Origin of the sequence: Paenibacillus sp. FSL H7-0737 (genome assembly GCF_000758545.1) — a bacterium.
GTDB lineage: Bacteria > Bacillota > Bacilli > Paenibacillales > Paenibacillaceae > Paenibacillus_AQ.
This window is the reverse complement of record NZ_CP009279.1, coordinates 2,513,535-2,532,413: the sequence shown is the minus strand read 5'-3', so window position 1 is coordinate 2,532,413 and position 18,879 is coordinate 2,513,535. Positions and strand designations below refer to the sequence as shown.

Sequence of the window (18,879 nt, the reverse complement as noted above, 5' to 3'; positions counted from 1 at the left end):
GTTACCATGACTCAAATTATTAAAACTCTAACTATTGCAGGCAGCGACTCCAGTGGTGGCGCAGGCATCCAAGCGGATCTAAAAACATTTGAAGAGTATGGTACCTACGGCTTTAGTGCCTTGACAACTATCGTTACAATGGACCCGGACAACGGCTGGCACCATAATGTTTATCCAATTGACGCCTCCATTGTTGCTGAGCAGCTAAAAACTATTTTCGCAGGTGGTCCAGTAAATGCCATGAAGACAGGTATGCTGGGAAGTGTTGAAATTGTGCGTGTTGCTGAGCAAGCGATCAAAGAAAATCTACAGACCAATGTAGTGATTGATCCGGTCATGGTCTGCAAGGGTGAAGATGAAGTCTTGAACCCAGACAGCGCGGAGGCTATTCGTGATTTACTGCTGCCACTTGCCACTGTGGTTACACCAAATCTGTTTGAAGCTGGCGTTCTTTCAGGTCTTGGCAAACTTTCTACCCTAGAGGATATGAAAGAAGCTGCTCGTCTGATTCATAAGCTCGGAGCAAGTAATGTCGTGGTTAAAGGCGGCAAAGCACTCGGGGGCGATCAAGCGATTGATGTCTTCTTCGACGGTGCTGAGTACACCGTATTTCAAACAGCCAAAATCGAGCCTGCTCACAATCATGGGGCTGGATGTACCTTTGCCGCTGCCATTACAGGCGGTTTAGCTAACGGTCTGTCCGTTCATGAAGCTGTAGCAAAAGCTAAAGATTTTGTCTCCGCTGCCATTCGCAATGGCTTTGCGTTCAATGAATATGTGGGTCCTGTATTTCATGGTGGCTATCGTTTAGAACGTTAGAACCCTAAGCTACAGATCCTGAAACAAAAATGGCAGTCCAGATGCTGTATTTCAGCACTGAACTGCCATTTTTTTATTGGGTGAGTATAATTACTTAAACCCTGGAAAATCAGCCAGATCGGAAAGACGGATGAAAAATACAATAATTGCTAACACGCCAAGCAGGATAATCGGAAACGTCTCTTTGAACGAATCTTTTTCGCGTATATGAACCAGAATTCCGCCGATAGCTGTAACGCCAAGTATAAGTGCGCCTGCTGCTGCCCAGCTAGGCTCCCAGTAGCCAACAACCAATACTGCCGCTGCCACAATCTCAACTAGACCCGTTACTACTCGAAACCATTGTGGTAAACGCCATTTTTTAAAGTTATCCACGTGCATTTTTGAACCCGCTACTTTTCCCGACCCTGCCATAACGAAAGCAAGTATCAACAAGCTTTGTAATACGATGGATACAATATTCATGATCATCACTCCCTAAAATAATTTGCAACTATAATAAGCACATATTAAAGTACATGAACCCACTGCTAAACAATAGATGTTACTTACGCTACTCCGCTTTGTTTATTCCCCCTTGCTATTATATGTGCTCACCTCAAGCACAATACCTACAAAATAAAATTGCAGTGCCGACTGCAACTCACTTTATTATAGTAGCTTAATAAATATTTTACCAGTACCTTTTTTATTGAAAATTAAAATATTAAGAAAAAAACTCTACCCGCTCCATCACATTAGTAATCGTATATTGGCGTAAATATTGAATGGTCCGTTGTTCTGTCTCCTGGAGAATTTTTTCAAGCTCTACATCGAGCAAAGCACTTGCTCCACAGGCCATATCCACTTCTAACTCCTCCGTCGTTGTACTAACTGCTTCATAAATCTCTCCCAGTGTAATCTCATCGGCAGATTTCAGAAGAACGTACCCGCCTTCTCTTCCACCTTTGGACTCCACGATTCCCGCAGTTGCCAAAGACTGCATCACTCTACGCATAAAGGTCGCGTGTGAATTGACTTGGCTTGCAATCATTGCACTAGATAAAATGCTTCCGCTTTTAGCCAGCCAAACGATGGAATGTACCGCTATTTTAAAACGGGGAGGTCCGATGTTCACTCCGCGATTAGCTGTACTCATGCCCCATCTCCCCTTTCAACTGCAATTATATAAAGCACATTATAGAGTATAACAAGGGATGGAGCAAACCAACGAGGGCACATCCCATTGGAAATTGCCCTGTAATATTTAGTATTTCTCCGATCAACTATTCAAAACCAGTAAATTTAATACTTTGTTTATGCTTACGTCTATTCTGATCATTCCACGAGAGAACGACTTCCAGTTCTTTTGCCCCATTCATTATAAAAAAATGGCTAAAGCTAACCGTCTCATTCGGCTGCATAGCATAGCTAAATGGATCTACTAAGATGATTTGCTCCTGATTAGGATCCTGCATTGGTCGGTACAACTCAAACGTTACATCTATGGTATCTTCACTTAAGTTAGTGACTAATAGCTCGTAGCTCTTATATTTTTCCGGCTGTGGCGAAGGCAGTTTACTTTTATGAAGCTCCACCGCCCATTTGGGTGTTTCATTCTTTAAGGGTAAAACACTTGTAACAGCAAAAATACTAGAACCACCAGTAATCATTAAACACAGAACTAGCAGTGTCAGTAAAAGCTTTCTATTCAATGCTCATATCTCCTCGCTATAGGTATGCGTTTAAGATTCACGAACACTGATTTTTTATGCGTTTTTCGGCAAAAAAAAGTACTCGAATCAAAATTCGAGCACTTCATACACACATTATTTTATTAAAATAGATAAGGCACTTTTAGAGGCCAAACGGAACGATAAACCATCCTTGCCCTGCAATTTCACAGCTACATTCTCGTCCTTTTCACTATCGTTGAACAGAACAACCGCAATGGAGTGATCTGTATTCTTAAAAGCTACGGAACGAATCACTTCTTGATTAGTGGAAACGTCAATACGCACAGCCTTAGGACGTATGAATTTGCTGAAATGTGCCAGTGCATAGTAGTCCAACGTATACGTAAGTTCTTTAGTCTCTTGGTTGACCGTCACCACACCGCGACAAGTACTTTTGCCAAAGCCCGGTACAGTTGGACCGTTCTTCTCATCTAAGGCCATATTCCACAAGACAAAGGATTTACTATGGTTTCTGAGAATATCAATCCCTGTTCTCATGACATTCGAGAAGGCTTGTTCAAACGGAGGAATCCATTCCCCACCAGAACCTTCTGTAAAATGCACTTCTTTATCCGCGAAAGCTTTTAGAACCTCTGATTGTGCTGACGCATTCCCGCCATACCAGTGCCAAGCTACACCGTCCACTTCATCTTTCGCATAATCCAGCACCGTTAGTGGATAATCTGGACGGTCCCAGTTGTGATCGTAGCAAAGAATTTTTGTGTTGATGTTGTGCTTCACGAAGCTAGGCTTGAGATAGTTTTTAATGAAATCTCTTTGCGCTTCAGGCAGCATTAACATACTTGGATAGTGCTTTGGTTCAAACAGAGGCTCGTTCTGCGGTGTTACTGCATAAGTTGGCAGACCGTGCTTTTCAAAGGCTTGAATGTATCGTACAAAATAATCGGCATAAGCCTGGTAATGTTCATGTTTAAGCTCACCAGCAATCATAGATCCGCTAGTCTTCATCCAGCCTGGTGCACTCCAAGGTGAAGCCATCAGCTTGATCTCAGGATTAAGCTCCAATGCTTGTTGTAACAAAGGGATAATATCAGCTTCATCATGTGCGATGGAGAAATGAGTTAATTCTGTATCCGTTTCCTGAGCAGGCATATCGTCATAGCTATAAATATCTCTAGCATAATCCGATGCTCCCATTGGATTTCTTAATACGGACAAGCCAATTCCATCTTGGGAATCAAAAAGCTTGCTCATGACTTCTTTTTTCTGTTCATTATTCAGGACTTGGTTAATCAAGTAGGCGGATGAATCCGTAAAGGATGCCCCAAAGCCATCCATTTCCTGAAAGGTTTGATTCTCATCGAGGTTTACAGTAGTGACCGGCTCATCTGAAGCCATTGGAGTCAATTGTTCTAGCGTTTGCTCTACGAACAATTCATTTTCCCCTGTAGATTGATAAATTTTAAGTTTTGTCATGTTGTTTCCCTCCACTTTTCTATATATTTTGCTATGTTTCTGTATGATAAGGCCCCGGTAAAGGGGCCCCATCCAGCCTTTTACTTATTTAAGACCTAATTTTTCTTTGTTGCTCTTCATTTTTTCAGTGCGAATTTCTGCGATCTTATCCCAGTTGTTATCCTTCAAGAATGATTTGTAAGCAGCCAAGGTGCTATCAAATGTTGCTTCATCCTTAGCACGAATCATACTCACAAGCGTAGTGTTCCAATTTGTATCGATTGCAGATAGGCTACGAGCTTCAGGCGTTCCTTGAGCCGGGTTGATATTTTCAAGAATAAAGTGTGGTTTCAGCTTTCCTTTACCCCACTCTTGCATTTGTTTAATAGAATCTGCGAATGCGTCATTACTTAGAGCTTTATCGCGGTCATGTCCAAAGAACATAAATTCGCCCATCCGGTAATCCTTTTTAAATTTATCGGCATTATTCAATTGAAGATCTTTGATTTCAGGTAAAAATTCAATTTTACCCGCTTCGTTAACCTTATAGGTTTCCCCTTCAATACCATAGTTCATAAGCTTTTGTCCTTCTTCACTCAATAGATAAGTGTAGATCTGAATCGCTTTGGCAGGGTCTTTAGCCTTTTTAGTGACATAGGTAATCATCCAGCCTGTAATTCCTGACTGATTCAACGTTGGCTCATGTCCAACTGTGCTTTGCGGTCCATCAATAGCGATATATTCTTTGTCTGGATTTTCTGTCATGAAGATTTGCAGGTTACCACTTTGTTGAGGTGTTCCATCGAGCATCAGCGTTGCATATTTACCGGATTTCAATTTTTCTTCAAAAGCCGTCCCGTCATCTGCAAAGCTGTCATCGCTGATGTCACCATTTCTGTAGACTTCATTTAATGTTTTCAACCAAGTCAGATAATCCTCATCTAGGTTACGGTTGTAGAATTCACCATTTTCGGTTTCCATCGGTACGCCGATGAAATCCTGAAGAACATCTCCCAAAGAACCAGTGCCTGTGCCAATAGAGTTAAAACCAAAAGGAATCATTGCCGGGAATTGCTTTTTGATTTGCTGCATAACACTCTTGAATTCTTCAGGAGTTCCAATGCTTGGTTTTCCTATCGCTTCGTAAACATCCTTGCGGATTACAAATGCCGTTTTAGCAGGAATGTTACCGCTGTCAAAATCGTTTTGCGTATTAGAATAGTTAGGATAGCCATAAGTCTTACCGTCTGCTAATTGGAACCAGTTCATCGTATCTTTTGCTGCTACTTTATTGAAATAAGGATCATATTTATCCGCCAGATCATTCAAAGGCAATGCCCAAGTTGCGGCTTTTTGTACCACTGGTGAGTTCGAATCAAAGATAGTCAGCATATCCGGCATTTCGCCACCGGCAAAAATAGTATTTAACTTCGTGTCGTCCCCAGTAATGAATTTAATATTGATGTTCAGGTCCTCTTTAATCTTTTTAGTAACGAGGTCCTTACCAAAGTCTGTGTTCCACCAATCCGCATTTACATACCAAGTGAGATCCGTAGTTTCTTCTTTTTTATCAAGCTTCCAAGCTGGTGTTTCTGGGTCAATTGTATATCGCCCTTCAATGGATCTTAATTCTTTGCTGGAGTTATCAGAACTACCCTTCGATCCACAACCCGTAAATACCAATACAACAGCCATAAGCGCAGTACAAAGTTTGAGTCCTTTTTTCCCAAATGCTTTGTTCATCCCTTGTTTCCCCCTAAAAAAGTTTTGGTAGTAACGGAAGTGTAGATCTGATAGTACAAGCTACACTTCCGATGGATCATTTCGTACATAAGTGTTTGCTATAAAACCCCTCCAATCTTTCTATTCTTTCACCGCCCCCATCATCATTCCTGAAATAAAGTACCTCTGTAATATTGGATACATCACAACAATCGGCAAAGTTGTAATGACAATTGTTGCTAGTTGAACCCCTTTAGTAGTAGTTTCGATAATCGCAGATCCGCCGACATTTTGCATGGATTGCGTTTGCGACTGAACGATAATTTCATAGAGCTTCATCTGCAGCGGATAGAGTGCTTGATCGGTAATGTATAATTTGGTGGTCATAAAGTCATTCCACTGCCCAACCCCGTTAAATAACGCGATCGTAGCCATAGCCGGCATGGAAAGAGGGATAAAAATCTTCAGGAATATACGCCAGTCACCTGCACCATCGATTTTGGCTGACTCTTCAAGTGAATCCGGTACGTTTCTAAAGAAGTTCATTAGAATAACTACGTCATAATAACTGAACAAAGCCGGGATAATATAAACCCAAAAGCTGTTCAATAGACCGAGTGATTTAATCAATAAATACGTTGGAATCATACCACCTGAGAAGAACATGGTGATTACACCCATGGCAACGTATAGCTTGCGGCCACGTATGTATTTTTTACTCAAGCCATAACCGATCATCGCGCAAAAGAATACGTGGGTAATGACACCGATGAACGTTTTGGCAATGGAGACTAGAAAGGCTAATCCTATCGTCTCGTCATTAAATACTGCGCGGTAATTCTCTAAGGAGAAATCAGTAGACCAGAATATAAATCCACCTTCCGCGAGCGCCTTACCTGAGCTTAAGGAGGATATGACCACATTCCATAAAGGAACAACGATAATTACAGTACAGATACAGAGTAAAATAATATTTATAGTGTTAAAGATTCGACTGTCGAGATCTTCTTTAGCTACCGTACGATTCACAAAAATGCCTCCTTCTACAGAACTGATTGATTATCATTTAATTTGCTGGACACTTTGTTGGCACTAATCAGTAGGATCACAGAAACAATGGAGACACCTAAACCAACAGCAGTAGCATAAGAGAAGTCACCTTGCGTCATACCCATACGATACACATAAGAATTGATTACCTCTGCTTTGGCACGGTTCTGAGAATTCATCAAGACCAATGTTTGATCCAGATTCGATCCTAATAAACCGCTTACAGTCAGAATCAGATTTAAACTGATAATTGGCTTCATATTAGGTAGGGTAATATTCCAAATTTGTCTCATACGACTTGCCCCATCTATTTTGGCAGCTTCATAATAAGTAGGATCAATTTTGGACATGATGGCTAAGTATAAAATTGTTCCCCAACCTGCCTCTTTCCAAATATCCGATAACGTTGCAATCCACCAATACTTGTTCGCATCAAGCAAGATATTTACCGGTTTCGAAATGATCCCCAAATTGAGCAGGATTTCGTTAAACATACCGGAGGAAGAGAACCAAGCAATCAACATCCCGCCCAGAACGATCCAGGACAAAAAGTGTGGTAAATAAGAGATTGTCTGTACTATTTTCTTAAAGCGTCCACCGCTTAATTCATAAATCATGACGGATAGAATAATTGGAATAACAAAACCTATAGCTAATTTCAGAAAGCTGATCCCCAAGGTATTGACTACAGCATCCCAAAAATATTTGTCTGATAAAATAATTCTGAAATTATCAAGCCCCACCCATGGTGCAGAATCGAGCGTGTCTATTACGGTGTAGCTCTTAAAAGCAATCGTTAATCCGTAAATAGGAATGAAACAAAAGATAATCATAAAAATGATTCCCGGGATGACCATGGACTGAATCTCCCATTGCCTCTTATAATCAATCACAAATTCTTTGACCCTCTGTCCCATAGGTTTCTTACTGTTCATTGGATTCTTCCCGTTCACTGGCACTACGGCTAATTTATCCACGTTTTTCTTCTCCCCTCCAAATCATGATCCCCATAACAATAAAAACGTTTTTATTTCTTTTTAAAAAAAACCTCCTAAAAGCAATAAAATTATCAAGCATAAACGCCTTCAGTGTCCTTATCAGGACGATATACTTTCTTATATTTAAAAAATGATCGGATACTATCTTGTTGCCCTTCTTGAAAGCGTTAGTACCGATCAATCTTCACTTGAGTAGAACCACGTACAATTAGCTCACCTGGCAATTTCATCATTTCGCCCTGTTCCTTCTTCTGAATCATGCGAACCAGGTGATTTATGGATAGAATACCTTGTCTGGCAATTTGATTTCTTACCGTCGTTAATGGCGGTGAGAAATACTGCGCGATATCAATATCGTCAAACCCCATAACGCTTATATCCAACGGGACTTCATATCCATTCGATTTCAAAGCTTGAATACATCCAATGGCACTCAAATCATTCCCCGCTAAAAAAGCATCAGGCATTTTTTCAGGACTTAAATGAACTAGAGACTTTATAGCGTTATAGGTACTCTCTTCCTCAAAATATCCTTGGATAATATACTCTTCGTTCGTCGGAAGCTGATATTGACGCAAGGCGGCCAAGTATCCTTCTTTCCGCTGAACACTGTCATACATCTCATCTACACCAGATATGTAAGCAATTTTCTTGTGTCCCAGACTGATTAAATATTTAGTTGCTTCGTAAGCAGATTCAAACGAATTAAAGATTACGCTTCCCATCGTTTCATTCTTAAGTGGTCGATCCAGAAACACAGCCTTGATCTTGTCTTTTACCATTGCGGCAATTTCTTCTTCATCTATTCTCAGCTCTTCATAGATAATGACACCATCCACACGTCGACCTAGAATATTGCTCATAATTACTTGTTTATCCTTTGTAACAAATACATTTAATCCATAACCTAACCGATCACATTCACGAGACATGGACTCCACCAGCTTATAGAAGTACGGGCCCGCTACACTTGTCGTGAAAAAACCTAGCATTTTAGTTTTTCCGTTCCTTAGGAGCTTGCCATTTAGGTTTGGAACATAATTTAATTGCTTCGCAACCTTAAGCACATGTGATTTGGTCTCCGGATTTAATACATCAACGTCATTTAGTGCGTTGGAAACTGTAGAAATGGACACTCCAGCCTCTCTAGCAACGTCTTTGATAGTTACCTTTTCCATAACGATTCAATCTTCCTTTACAAATAAAAACGTTTTTATAAATTTAAATTATCATAAAAACGTTTTCATTACAATATGTTTTTTTTATTTTTATTAATTCTCTATTTCGTATCATTCACAATATCTGATTAGCAGATTCCCCGAGATCCTGATAATTTAATCTGCAGGCAGTTCGTAGACAGTGAGCAATACTTATATGTCCCTCCATCCACACGTCTCATTTTAGAGTTAATCAGGCCTGCTTTTTGTAGCTTGGCAACATGGGTGCTAACCATCGCACTACTTATATAGAGCTCGGCAGCCAGTTCTTTAATATGCATCTCTTTTCGGTCTAGTAGTTCGATAATCCTTAACCTGACTTCACTTGCAAGTGCTTCATAGACTCGAAGCGATTCTGAATCTGTAGTTAAGTGCATTTTATTGTCTCCTATGCCTTTGAATTAGTATTTTTATGTATTCACAAATCAGTTCCTTAGTTAACAATAATATTAATCATTAATTTAACATAAGCGAGATAAGTATGGATGCAGTGTAGCTACTACCTGTGATTATATTCAAGCTAAGAAAAAGAGCAAGAAGAAAATTAAAGTTCGAAGATGTATACCCACTAGAAGAACACTGGTCGTGGCTGCTGTCTCATTACATTACTAAAACATGTGAACCGTGTAAAGATGGTCTGCGTCGGCCAGCTATTAATGATATTGCACCTATCATGACCGAGAATATCCTAGAATGTGATCGTCTATGGGTGAACAGCTATACAACCGGACATAAACGCCCCTTTGAACCTTTTTAACACTAAGGATTCAGAGGGGCGTTTTTAGTTTTTATTTTATTCTAAAAATCGTTACGGATTGTTTAGGGAACTCATAAGAAAAACTGCTGCCCATCGTCGTAAAATTGGTTTGCTTAGGGGAGACAAACTCTTTATTCTCGAAGTTATTTTCATCCTCAAGCTGGTAATCTGATAGTTCATATACGTCGATGGACAAGTCCTTTTTTGCCATCTCTTCTAATATAATCTCAGCAGAAACGCTGTTCTCTTGTACATTCACTGTCTTAAGAATGATATCCCCTGTGGAATCCTCCACACTTGCTGTGTAATAAAGCGGTTCGATGACCGGAAGTTTGTCCTCCGTCTCATTGATCAGCTCTCCGTTAATATAAGTACGAATATGTCTGCCTGATACTTCTAGCATCAGATTGTATTCTACGTCTGTTTCAACTCTAAACATAGAATGTGTAAGCACAGAGTTTCTCCCGTTAATAATTGATGCCACAATGGAATCCTGATTCTGCCAGCCACCTAGTTCCCAATACAAATGACTCTGATCATCTGCTTTACCAAAATAGAACACAAACCCTTTATTCCCTGCGGTTCTAGTAGCCTTAAAATTCAAGGTATAGCTCTCCCACTCCGTCTCTCCAAGCTCTAGTGTTCGTTTGGCCGTTCCGTTCTGAGCAGGATCAAGCAGGTTTGATACTTCTTCTGACAACTCAGAATACGTCTTCACTTCTCCCGTAACATTGTTGACCAGTGTGATTTCTGAATATCGAGCAGCGGATGCATCCACACCCAAGCTAATCGCTCCTGTGATCGCTTCAACTTTGCGTTCCTCAGGTACTGTGAAGCCGTTCGCTTTTATCTCCAGTAGCTGATCTCCCTGATGGTTCATGAATAGCTTTTGAACATAGTAGTTCGCAGTTCCGTACACTTCATAATTATTAAACCAGATTAGATCCGGCTTCCAGTTGATATAATCCACATTGCAGAGCATAGGAGCATAACATGCCAAACCAACTGCATGAGCGTTGTTCTGAAGTCCCGTCATAAAAGCTGCTTCCACTAATGCGTTATAATAGGTATTGCCCCATGAAGCATATTCACCTAAGAATACTTTCGGTTCATCCGCCTTAAAGTCATCATAACGATGATGATTCGCCAGGAACCATTCAGGTGTACAGTAATAATGCTCGTCTACAAGATCAGACTTATTCTCTTTTGCAGATGTCCAGCCCCGCTCATATTCCTTACCAGCGGAGAATGGACCGCTCGAATTAATGACCTTAATATCCGGATATTTCTCTTTAATGGCTTGATGAAAGTATGGATATCTCTCGAAAAAGGGTGCACCTACCTCTTCATTGCCGATGCCGATATACTCTAGCCCAAAAGGTTCCGGGTGACCAAGGTTCGCACGTATCCTTCCCCACTTCGATGAAATGTCCCCATTGGCAAAGTCGATCAAATCCAGTGCATCCTCAACCCAGGGCATTAATTCACCCAGCGGCACCATACGTTTATGATGCGGATCGTAGCCGCCCGGAAGAACGGGAATCGGCTTAGCTCCAATATCCTCACAGAACTGAAAATATTCAAAGTATCCTAACCCAAGCGTCTGATTGTAAGACCAGTTATTCCGCCTTGCCGGCCTTTGTGCCACATCCCCTATTGTATTCTTCCATCTGTACATAGAATCTCTGTCATCTGGATTTAAGGAACCGTCATGTACCAGACAACCTCCCGGAAACCGCATGAATTTAGGCTTTAAGTCGGCGAGTAACAGTGAAATATCTTCACGCATGCCCCCAGGTCTGTTCATAAAGGTCTTCTCCGGAAACAGAGAAACCATGTCCAGATATACCCTCCCGCTGCCTTTGGTAACGATTACAAGACGTGAACTAGTATCTGTAGCCTTAGACTTAATAACTGCTTCGTATCGAGTCCATTCGGAGTGATTCACAGCGATTTCCGCTTCACCATGAATGATACCATTTGTACTTTCAATGGATATGATAAGGGGTACGTCAAAGCTTGTCTCCCGACGAGCATATACCGAGAACTTATAATTCTCGCCCTCTTTTACCGGAATACCACTATTGAATCCCAGATTCATTAACCCAACGCCGTCACCTTCAGCCACAACATCAATGGCTACATAATGTGGATTACGATCATTCAAGGGCTCGCTATCTTCCACGGTGATTACAGTTTTCCCATCTCCACGTTCTACAGGCTCCCAAGCCATTAACGCATGATAATCGGCCCGATCGATCGGATCAAATTCAAAGGATCGATTCTGAACTAGCTCAGCATAAAGTCCACCATCTGCCGCATGATTTAAATCCTCAAAGAAGATTCCAAATAAATCACCTAATGCTGCACCACGCTTCTGTGTATGTATTGTCAGAGTTCCTTCTGTCTTCATTCTTTCATCACTCCCTTGTAAAATTCAGTTTAGTTTATATTTATATTACTTAGTTCATATCTATATAAATAATTATAGTGAGTTCACTTCACATTCGTCAATTCAGATGCTTTGAATGTACAACAAAAAAGCCGATATCGTATGAGAATCCATACAACATCGGCCTTTATAACACAGGTCCATTTATACCTACTCATTTATTTAGCAGTCATTTGCCCTACTAAGAACTCAACAAAATCAGTTGATTTGTTCTTATCTTCATCTTCTCCAAACACCCCAATGATCATCTTCCGTGAATGAATTGGAAGGTCTGTAGCAAATTTCGTATCTGTGATATCTACGCCTGTGATCCATTCTTCACCGTTCTCCGTATTTTTTATACGTTTCAAACGAATATCATCTAGAGGAAGTCCCGCTGATTTAACAAACGGCTCTAGATTCTTAAGTCCCTGCTGTTGTCCGATCCAATCAAAAGTAGCATCATCCAAAATAAGAATATTCGGACGATCCGCCGCCAGCATCGCCATCGCGCGCTGGATATAAGTCATGTCTAACGCGCCTCCACCTTCTCCACCTGTTGAGGGAAGGTATACGACTTCCGTCTTTACCCGCTTCCAAGCTGGATAACGATTGACGATCTCTTGTTTAAGCTCTTCATCCTTACCTGATGGATCTTGAGATTCATAATTTCCTAGGAACATGATAGTTACATCCACTGGCGGGAGTGAAGCTTCATATTTTTTGGCTTGATATTGATTATAAAGAGCGTTACCTCCAAAGATTAGCACTAACAGCACAACGATAGATACAAATGTATGGACTTTGTATAGCCTAAAAAAATTCTCCGATTTACGCGCTATGCCGGAAAATGCTCCCCATTTCTCTAGCCGCTTGTCCTCTGCCTCCTGAATTTCCTGCTGATCTAAGCCGTCTAAGATCGTTTTGTAAGCCAGAAATTCTTCTTCATAGGCTGCAGCCTCAGTTTCTGAGGAATTTGATTTACGGCGTTTCAAGTGCAAATCAAACTTTTTATTCAGTTCCTCCCGGGTAATGTCTACAGGCAAGTCCAAACGTTCGTATGCCTCTTTTAACTTCTCATTCAAATTGATGACTCCTTCCTGATGCTTTGCTAGATATCTGATCGTAAATTTGGTTCTATGTATTGAATTAGATTGGACATACACATATTGCAAAAAAATGAGCGAATTCGTGAAAAATACAATATATGAACTCAATTAAACTATATCATGGAGTGCTAGACGCTAACAAGTTAGCGTTTATCATAGGGCTTAGAGGCATTCTATTACTCTAGTCCAAACCATGCAGCTGTTTAAATTGCTCTGGACTCATTCCAGTCAACCGCTTAAACACTAGACAAAAGTAGCTGGCATTTTCGAAGCCCACTAACTGAGCAATTTCATACATTTTTTTATCTCGTTCATTGAACATTAGCTGTTTACTCAAGTTAATACGTTGCTTGTTGATATAGGTTACAGGTCGATCATGAATTGTTTTTTGAAAAAGCCTGCATAAATACTGTGGCGACACTGCAATAACCTCCGCAAGTTCCTTTAATGGGAGGGTCCTATGAAGATTCCTTTCTATATGTCGCAACACCGGTTTAATTCGCTCCAATTCAAGAGCCTCGTTTAGAGGAGAAACTAGGTTGCTTTTTAAATCCAGTAGCAGCGCGTATAGTTGTTTGGATCGTTCCAGATTCGTTTCCAGTTCATTACTATCTGACAAGTTGAGCATTTCTTTTAAAGGATTTAGCCACTTATCCTCCTTCAACCTTGCAGGGCCTGATTCGCGGATTCCTGCGTACAGCAGCATTTGACCGGCCTCTCTACCATTAAATGAAATCCATGACAGCTTCCACTTACTGCTGATTGGCGCATACGAATGCGTAATATTCGGGAACAAAAAGAATACATCCCCTGAACCCACAATATATCGTTTCTCCTGAATGACAAGTTCGCCTTTGCCTTCGTGAATCTGATGTATTTGGTAATCCGGAAATCCGGTAGGACGTAAGGTTTCTGCCTGATGCTCCCAAAATCCAATGGTTGTAGCATACAGCGGCAGCATATTCGTATCTTCCGTTTGGCAAAAAATTATTTTACTCTCCATCTGATCACTCGTTTCATATTTTGTTATATTGGATGAAAAATCTTTTATATCTCTTACCATTACTCCAATTTATAATATGAATATAATAACATCACTATTATAAAGGAGATTTACTCATGCGAGCAAAATTTGTTTACCAGCCTCCTGCAAATGGTTATCCAGAATGGAATAATAATCCAGAAATCTTCGAACTAAATCGCTTGGATGCACATGCTTCCATGATCCCTTATAGCAATCTAACGCAAGCCCTGGTGGGAGATAAAGAAACCTCACCATACTACAAAACGCTTAATGGTATTTGGAAGTTCTCTTTTTCCGAAACACCTGATCTACGGGTCGTGGATTTTTATAAAGCTGATTTCGATTGCAGCAATTGGGCTACGATTCCTGTACCTTCTCACTGGCAATTCCATGGGTATGATTACCCGCAATATACGAATGTCCGATATCCTTGGGCGGAATCTGAACCTGATCTCAAGCCACCCTTTGCTCCGACAAAATATAATCCCGTAGGCTCGTACATTCGAACCTTTACTGTACCTGAATCTTGGAACGGTCAACCTGTATACCTTAGCTTTCAGGGGGTTGAATCCGCTTTCTATGTATGGGTAAACGGAGAACGGGTCGGTTACTGTGAAGACACCTTTACACCTTCCGAGTTCGATATTACCCCTTATTTAATTGCTGGTGATAATAAACTAGCTGTCGAGGTCTATCGTTGGTGTGATGCCAGTTGGCTGGAGGATCAAGATTTTTGGAGGCTTAGCGGTATTTTTCGGGAGGTCTATCTGTACACGGCCCCTTCTGTTCATGTTGCTGATTTTTTCGTTAAAACCGAGCTAGATGAAGCTTTCGTACATGCGGATTTAAACGTAGACATCAAAGTAGAGAATTATTTTAACGAGAAACTAAACCCTTATACACTCCAAATGCAGCTATACAATAAAGAGGATCAGCCTGTATGGGAGGCTCCAGTATCTACGTTTACTTCCTTTGATCAAGAGGGTGTTCAGCATTTCAAGCTTTCTGAACATGTAGAAGACCCTTATAAGTGGAGTGCTGAGACACCGTATCTGTATACATTGGTTCTCTCCATGATTGACGATAAAGGAAACACTACTGAAACGGTCAGCTGTAAGGTCGGATTCCGTACCTTTGAGATCAAAGACGGACTTATGAAGATCAACGGCAAAAGAATTGTGCTTAAAGGCGTTAACCGGCACGAGTTCTCTTGTGACACAGGACGTGCGCTATCCAAAGACGACATGATCCGAGATATCAAACTGATGAAAACACATAATATTAATGCGGTTCGGACCTCTCACTACCCGAATCAATCTGTTTGGTATGAGCTTTGTGATGAATACGGACTTTACGTAATCGATGAAACCAATCTGGAAACGCACGGTACTTGGCAGTATGGGCAACAAGGTATACATGAGGGAAATGTACCTGCTAGCAAACCGGAATGGCGGGCCAATGTGATTGACCGTTGCAACTCCATGATGCAAAGAGACAAGAACCATCCTTCGGTTATCATCTGGTCACTGGGGAATGAGTCCTACGGTGGTGATAATTTTATCGCCATGCATGACTATCTCAGAGAAGCTGACCCGACACGACCTGTTCATTATGAAGGAATCTTCCATTGCAGAGAGTCAGAAGCAGCTAGTGATATAGAGTCGACTATGTATGCTAAACCGCACGATGTTGAAAAATATGCGCTAAGTCATCCTCAGAAGCCTTACATCATCTGCGAATACAGCCATGCTATGGGGAATTCTTGCGGTGGATTACACCTATACACCGATATGTTTGACAAGTTCGATGTATTTCAAGGTGCATTTATTTGGGATTGGGTGGATCAGGCTATTCGAACAAAAACATCCGAAGGTGTCCCATATTTAGCATATGGTGGTGATTTTGGTGAGTCGCCACATGATGGAAATTTTAGCGGAAACGGATTACTTTTTGCCGATCGCTCGGTTACTCCAAAGCTATTTGAGGTCAAAAAATGCTATCAAAATATTAAAGTAACTGCTTTAAATATCCGTGAAGGTCTCTTTCAGATTCGTAATAATTTTTTATTTACCGATATTGAACAATACGAATTTAAATGGGAAGTTTCTTTAGACGGAGTAACTGCGCAAGAAGGTTTGCTGCAAATCTCTGCTGCACCAGGAGAAATCGTTGAATGCACTATCCCTTATGAACTGATTTCACATAGAGGTGATCATGAAGCTATTCTGAATCTCTCCTTTATTCAGCGTTCAGAAACTTCTTGGGCTGATGCTGATCACGAAATCGCTTGGGAACAGTTTATTTTATCCCCGCGTATCGTGACAAAGGCTCCAAAGACAACGAATGGAAAGTTACATGTGCAGGAACATGAAGGTGCATTGACCGTACAGGGTGGGAATTTCACTCTAAACTTTAATACAACAACTGGTGAGCTAAACTCATACTATGCTGCCGGTAAAGAACATCTGCTTGAACCCGTAAGACCTAACTTCTGGAGAGCGGTCACGGATAATGATCTTGGCAATGGATTGCCAAAGCGCTGTGCAGTGTGGAAGCAGGCTTCTAATGAGCGGAATCTGTTGAGCATGAAATATAGAACTGAAGGAAATCTCTGTTTCGTTTCCACCACTTACCTTCTGCCAACGAATCCGTACTCCACCCTTCTGATTCAGTATGAGATTCGCCCTGACGGATCTTTAGAGATCCTGCAAGAACTGAATCCGGGTAGTAGCGCTCTGCCAGAAATTCCTGAGTTCGGAATGATGTTCGTGCTTGCTGGAAGACTCGATACCCTTTCATGGTACGGCCGTGGACCCCATGAGAATTATTGGGACAGACAGACTGGAGCACCTCTTGGCCGCTATACGGGCAAAGTCAGTGACCAGTTCAGCCCTTATCTTAGACCGCAGGAGTGCGGCAATAAGACGGATGTCAGATTTGCTTCGATTACAGATGGCAACGACGGATCAGGACTTTATTTTGATAGTGCAATCCCTATGGAGATTAATGCTCTGCCTTGGAAACCCGAGGAATTGGAAGCACATGATCACGTATATAAATTACCAGTCTCGAACAAAAGCGTACTGAGAGTCAACTACAAGCAAATGGGAGTTGGGGGTGACGATAGCTGGGGTGCACCAACCCACGAAGAGTTCACTCTGCCGGCTAATCGCCCATATGCATTCCGTTTCACCCTTTCTCTTCTCTAATTTCATCTATTAAAAAGGCCGTCTCTGGTTGGTTTCTACCAAACAAGACGGCCTTCTTCTATTTATTTCAATCTCACCGACAGAGTTTTGCGTGCTCCTCAATGACTTCTTAGCCTTATCAATCTTTTTTTCTGGCTATCAACTCCAATAACAATAGGCTTGTACAAATCAAATAGCCTTAATGTGTTTTGTCCATTGAGTAAAAGGAGACTTTAATTTATGATAGTTTTCGTCGAGAATGATTATCATTATTGGTGATCGCTACATATTTTAGGGAGGCAATATTATATGAATAAGGTAAGACAACCGTTCGCCGTATTATGTGTACTCTTTCTGATGACCACAATACTACTCGCCTGCGGAAACTCAGGAGAACAACCAGCCAAGAACAATGCGTCGAACGCAGCCGGAAATAATACTTCTGCTACCACTGTACCTTCTCCAGAAACATCCGACAAGGGCACTAATGAAACTGCGGCAACTACTCGCTCCTACACGGATTACATAGGCCATACCGTAGAAATACCTGTTAACCCGAAGCGCGTGATTTATTCAGGAGAAACCTATGGAGATCTACTCGCACTTGGTGTGCAAGCGGTAGGATATCCACTTTCCATGGGTGAGGGTCAGGTTTTCGAAGATCAGCTACAAGGTGTCGAAGATGTAGGGTTCCCTATCAATCTGGAAAAGACGCTGGAACTTCAGCCTGATTTGATTATCTATGCAGGAACTGATGAAGCTGATTTCGAGCAGCTGTCCAAAATCGCACCCACGATAATATTTGACACCTTTGCCCCGCTAAATGAACGGATGCTTGATATCGGTGGAATTCTTGGGAAAACGACCGAAGCAGAGGCATGGCTGGCAAAGTATAAAACGAGTGAAGATGCCATGTGGGAACAATTAAAGGCAGCGGGCATAAAAGAAGGAGAAACAGCTTCGGTCTTTACTTATTATCCTGGTGACAGACTATTTGTTATGGCGACGACCGGACTTTCGCAAGTCCTTTATGGAGAGAATGGTTTCAAGCCAACCCCAGCAATTCAGAAGGTACTTGATGAAGGTATGGGATTTCAGGAAGTATCCATGGAAGTGCTTAAAGAATATGCCGGAGATCGGATTTTCATTCTAACTCCTGTGGCCGATGAAGCCAAGCAATCCACAGCTACTCTATTAAAGAGTCCGATCTGGAAAGGTCTCCCTGCCGTCAAGAACGGATATGTCTATACACAAGATATTATGAAGACTTCAAGTGATGCGACAACAAGAGATTGGCTGCTCGGTGAACTCCCACAGCTTTTGAATATGAAATAATTTTCACCTTCATGAAGCGTTTGGCACTTAGCTGATAGAAAACTGCAAGAAGCATGTCAACAGCTGTTGATATGCTTCTTTATTTTATATACAATGAA

General features: G+C 41.3%; 15 protein-coding genes and 1 pseudogene. 4 read left to right on the top strand and 12 right to left on the bottom strand.

Translation table 11 applies throughout. The features are described from left to right. The first annotated feature begins 6 nt into the window (after nucleotides 1–6). A complete protein-coding gene (gene thiD / locus H70737_RS10690) occupies nucleotides 7–819 on the top strand; it encodes a bifunctional hydroxymethylpyrimidine kinase/phosphomethylpyrimidine kinase (RefSeq protein ID WP_042187061.1) in 813 nt (270 codons plus the stop codon). A gap of 90 nt (nucleotides 820–909) precedes the next feature. On the opposite strand, the gene H70737_RS10685 is transcribed toward thiD, so the two are convergent. The 9 genes from H70737_RS10685 to H70737_RS10640 all read right to left on the bottom strand — a co-directional run bounded on the left by H70737_RS10685 (nucleotide 910) and on the right by H70737_RS10640 (nucleotide 9,314). Beyond that, nucleotides 910–1,284: a DoxX family protein gene (locus H70737_RS10685; protein WP_042187059.1), complete on the bottom strand. Its 375-nt coding sequence runs from the start codon at nucleotides 1,282–1,284 to the stop codon at nucleotides 910–912. A gap of 241 nt (nucleotides 1,285–1,525) precedes the next feature. Continuing rightward, the gene (locus tag H70737_RS10680) at nucleotides 1,526–1,957 is read right to left on the bottom strand and encodes an RrF2 family transcriptional regulator (protein ID WP_042187057.1); all 432 of its coding nucleotides are present in this window, start codon (nucleotides 1,955–1,957) and stop codon (nucleotides 1,526–1,528) included. Between the two features lie 127 nt (nucleotides 1,958–2,084). Then, the gene (locus tag H70737_RS10675; RefSeq protein ID WP_042187055.1) at nucleotides 2,085–2,513 is read right to left on the bottom strand and encodes a hypothetical protein; all 429 of its coding nucleotides are present in this window, start codon (nucleotides 2,511–2,513) and stop codon (nucleotides 2,085–2,087) included. Nucleotides 2,514–2,627: 114 nt separating this feature from the next. Next, nucleotides 2,628–3,971 carry a glycoside hydrolase family 30 protein gene (locus H70737_RS10670; protein ID WP_042187053.1) on the bottom strand — a complete coding sequence of 448 codons (1,344 nt, stop codon included), beginning with the start codon at nucleotides 3,969–3,971 and terminating at the stop codon, nucleotides 2,628–2,630. Between the two features lie 84 nt (nucleotides 3,972–4,055). Further along, nucleotides 4,056–5,693, bottom strand: coding sequence for a type 2 periplasmic-binding domain-containing protein (locus H70737_RS10665; RefSeq protein ID WP_042187051.1), 1,638 nt, complete (start codon nucleotides 5,691–5,693; stop codon nucleotides 4,056–4,058). A gap of 120 nt (nucleotides 5,694–5,813) precedes the next feature. Next, nucleotides 5,814–6,701: a carbohydrate ABC transporter permease gene (locus tag H70737_RS10660; RefSeq protein WP_042187049.1), complete on the bottom strand. Its 888-nt coding sequence runs from the start codon at nucleotides 6,699–6,701 to the stop codon at nucleotides 5,814–5,816. Nucleotides 6,702–6,715: 14 nt separating this feature from the next. Then, a complete protein-coding gene (locus tag H70737_RS10655; RefSeq protein ID WP_042193674.1) occupies nucleotides 6,716–7,657 on the bottom strand; it encodes an ABC transporter permease in 942 nt (313 codons plus the stop codon). Nucleotides 7,658–7,887: 230 nt separating this feature from the next. Further along, nucleotides 7,888–8,898, bottom strand: a complete 1,011-nt coding sequence (locus H70737_RS10645) for a LacI family DNA-binding transcriptional regulator (protein ID WP_042187045.1) — start codon at nucleotides 8,896–8,898, stop codon at nucleotides 7,888–7,890. A gap of 128 nt (nucleotides 8,899–9,026) precedes the next feature. Then, nucleotides 9,027–9,314: an ArsR/SmtB family transcription factor gene (locus H70737_RS10640; RefSeq protein ID WP_042187043.1), complete on the bottom strand. Its 288-nt coding sequence runs from the start codon at nucleotides 9,312–9,314 to the stop codon at nucleotides 9,027–9,029. A 210-nt stretch (nucleotides 9,315–9,524) separates the two neighbouring features. Between H70737_RS10640 and H70737_RS31640 the strand changes: the two are divergent. Further along, nucleotides 9,525–9,619: pseudogene (locus tag H70737_RS31640) on the top strand (alpha-L-arabinofuranosidase C-terminal domain-containing protein); the annotation flags it as partial. Between the two features lie 106 nt (nucleotides 9,620–9,725). Here H70737_RS31640 and H70737_RS10635 read toward each other — a convergent pair. The 3 genes from H70737_RS10635 to H70737_RS10625 all read right to left on the bottom strand — a co-directional run bounded on the left by H70737_RS10635 (nucleotide 9,726) and on the right by H70737_RS10625 (nucleotide 14,237). After that, complete coding sequence (locus H70737_RS10635) at nucleotides 9,726–12,107, bottom strand: alpha-L-arabinofuranosidase C-terminal domain-containing protein (protein ID WP_042187041.1); 2,382 nt, start codon at nucleotides 12,105–12,107, stop codon at nucleotides 9,726–9,728. 197 nt (nucleotides 12,108–12,304) lie between these two features. Then, entirely contained in the window at nucleotides 12,305–13,210 is a 906-nt protein-coding gene (locus H70737_RS10630) for a hypothetical protein (protein ID WP_042187039.1), read from the bottom strand. A 205-nt stretch (nucleotides 13,211–13,415) separates the two neighbouring features. After that, a complete protein-coding gene (locus H70737_RS10625; RefSeq protein WP_042193672.1) occupies nucleotides 13,416–14,237 on the bottom strand; it encodes an AraC family transcriptional regulator in 822 nt (273 codons plus the stop codon). Between the two features lie 116 nt (nucleotides 14,238–14,353). On the opposite strand from H70737_RS10625, the gene H70737_RS10620 reads away from it, so the two are divergent. Both H70737_RS10620 and H70737_RS10615 read left to right on the top strand, forming a co-directional pair. Continuing rightward, on the top strand, nucleotides 14,354–17,467 hold the full coding sequence (locus tag H70737_RS10620; RefSeq protein WP_042187037.1) for a beta-galactosidase, LacZ type: 3,114 nt from the start codon (nucleotides 14,354–14,356) through the stop codon (nucleotides 17,465–17,467). Nucleotides 17,468–17,755: 288 nt separating this feature from the next. Beyond that, complete coding sequence (locus H70737_RS10615) at nucleotides 17,756–18,781, top strand: ABC transporter substrate-binding protein (protein WP_081951088.1); 1,026 nt, start codon at nucleotides 17,756–17,758, stop codon at nucleotides 18,779–18,781. Nucleotides 18,782–18,879 lie beyond the last annotated feature (98 nt).

Bases quoted from the DNA above. Each gene is read 5' to 3' on its own strand.
- H70737_RS10625 (WP_042193672.1), bottom strand. From the start codon at position 14,237: ATGGAGAGTAAAATAATTTTTTGCCAAACGGAAGATACGAATATGCTG.
- H70737_RS10685 (WP_042187059.1), bottom strand. From the start codon at position 1,284: ATGAATATTGTATCCATCGTATTACAAAGCTTGTTGATACTTGCTTTC.
- thiD (WP_042187061.1), top strand. From the start codon at position 7: ATGACTCAAATTATTAAAACTCTAACTATTGCAGGCAGCGACTCCAGT.
- H70737_RS10615 (WP_081951088.1), top strand. From the start codon at position 17,756: ATGAATAAGGTAAGACAACCGTTCGCCGTATTATGTGTACTCTTTCTG.
- H70737_RS10670 (WP_042187053.1), bottom strand. From the start codon at position 3,971: ATGACAAAACTTAAAATTTATCAATCTACAGGGGAAAATGAATTGTTC.
- H70737_RS10665 (WP_042187051.1), bottom strand. From the start codon at position 5,693: ATGAACAAAGCATTTGGGAAAAAAGGACTCAAACTTTGTACTGCGCTT.
- H70737_RS10655 (WP_042193674.1), bottom strand. From the start codon at position 7,657: ATGAACAGTAAGAAACCTATGGGACAGAGGGTCAAAGAATTTGTGATT.
- H70737_RS10645 (WP_042187045.1), bottom strand. From the start codon at position 8,898: ATGGAAAAGGTAACTATCAAAGACGTTGCTAGAGAGGCTGGAGTGTCC.
- H70737_RS10635 (WP_042187041.1), bottom strand. From the start codon at position 12,107: ATGAAGACAGAAGGAACTCTGACAATACATACACAGAAGCGTGGTGCA.
- H70737_RS10640 (WP_042187043.1), bottom strand. From the start codon at position 9,314: ATGCACTTAACTACAGATTCAGAATCGCTTCGAGTCTATGAAGCACTT.
- H70737_RS10620 (WP_042187037.1), top strand. From the start codon at position 14,354: ATGCGAGCAAAATTTGTTTACCAGCCTCCTGCAAATGGTTATCCAGAA.
- H70737_RS10680 (WP_042187057.1), bottom strand. From the start codon at position 1,957: ATGAGTACAGCTAATCGCGGAGTGAACATCGGACCTCCCCGTTTTAAA.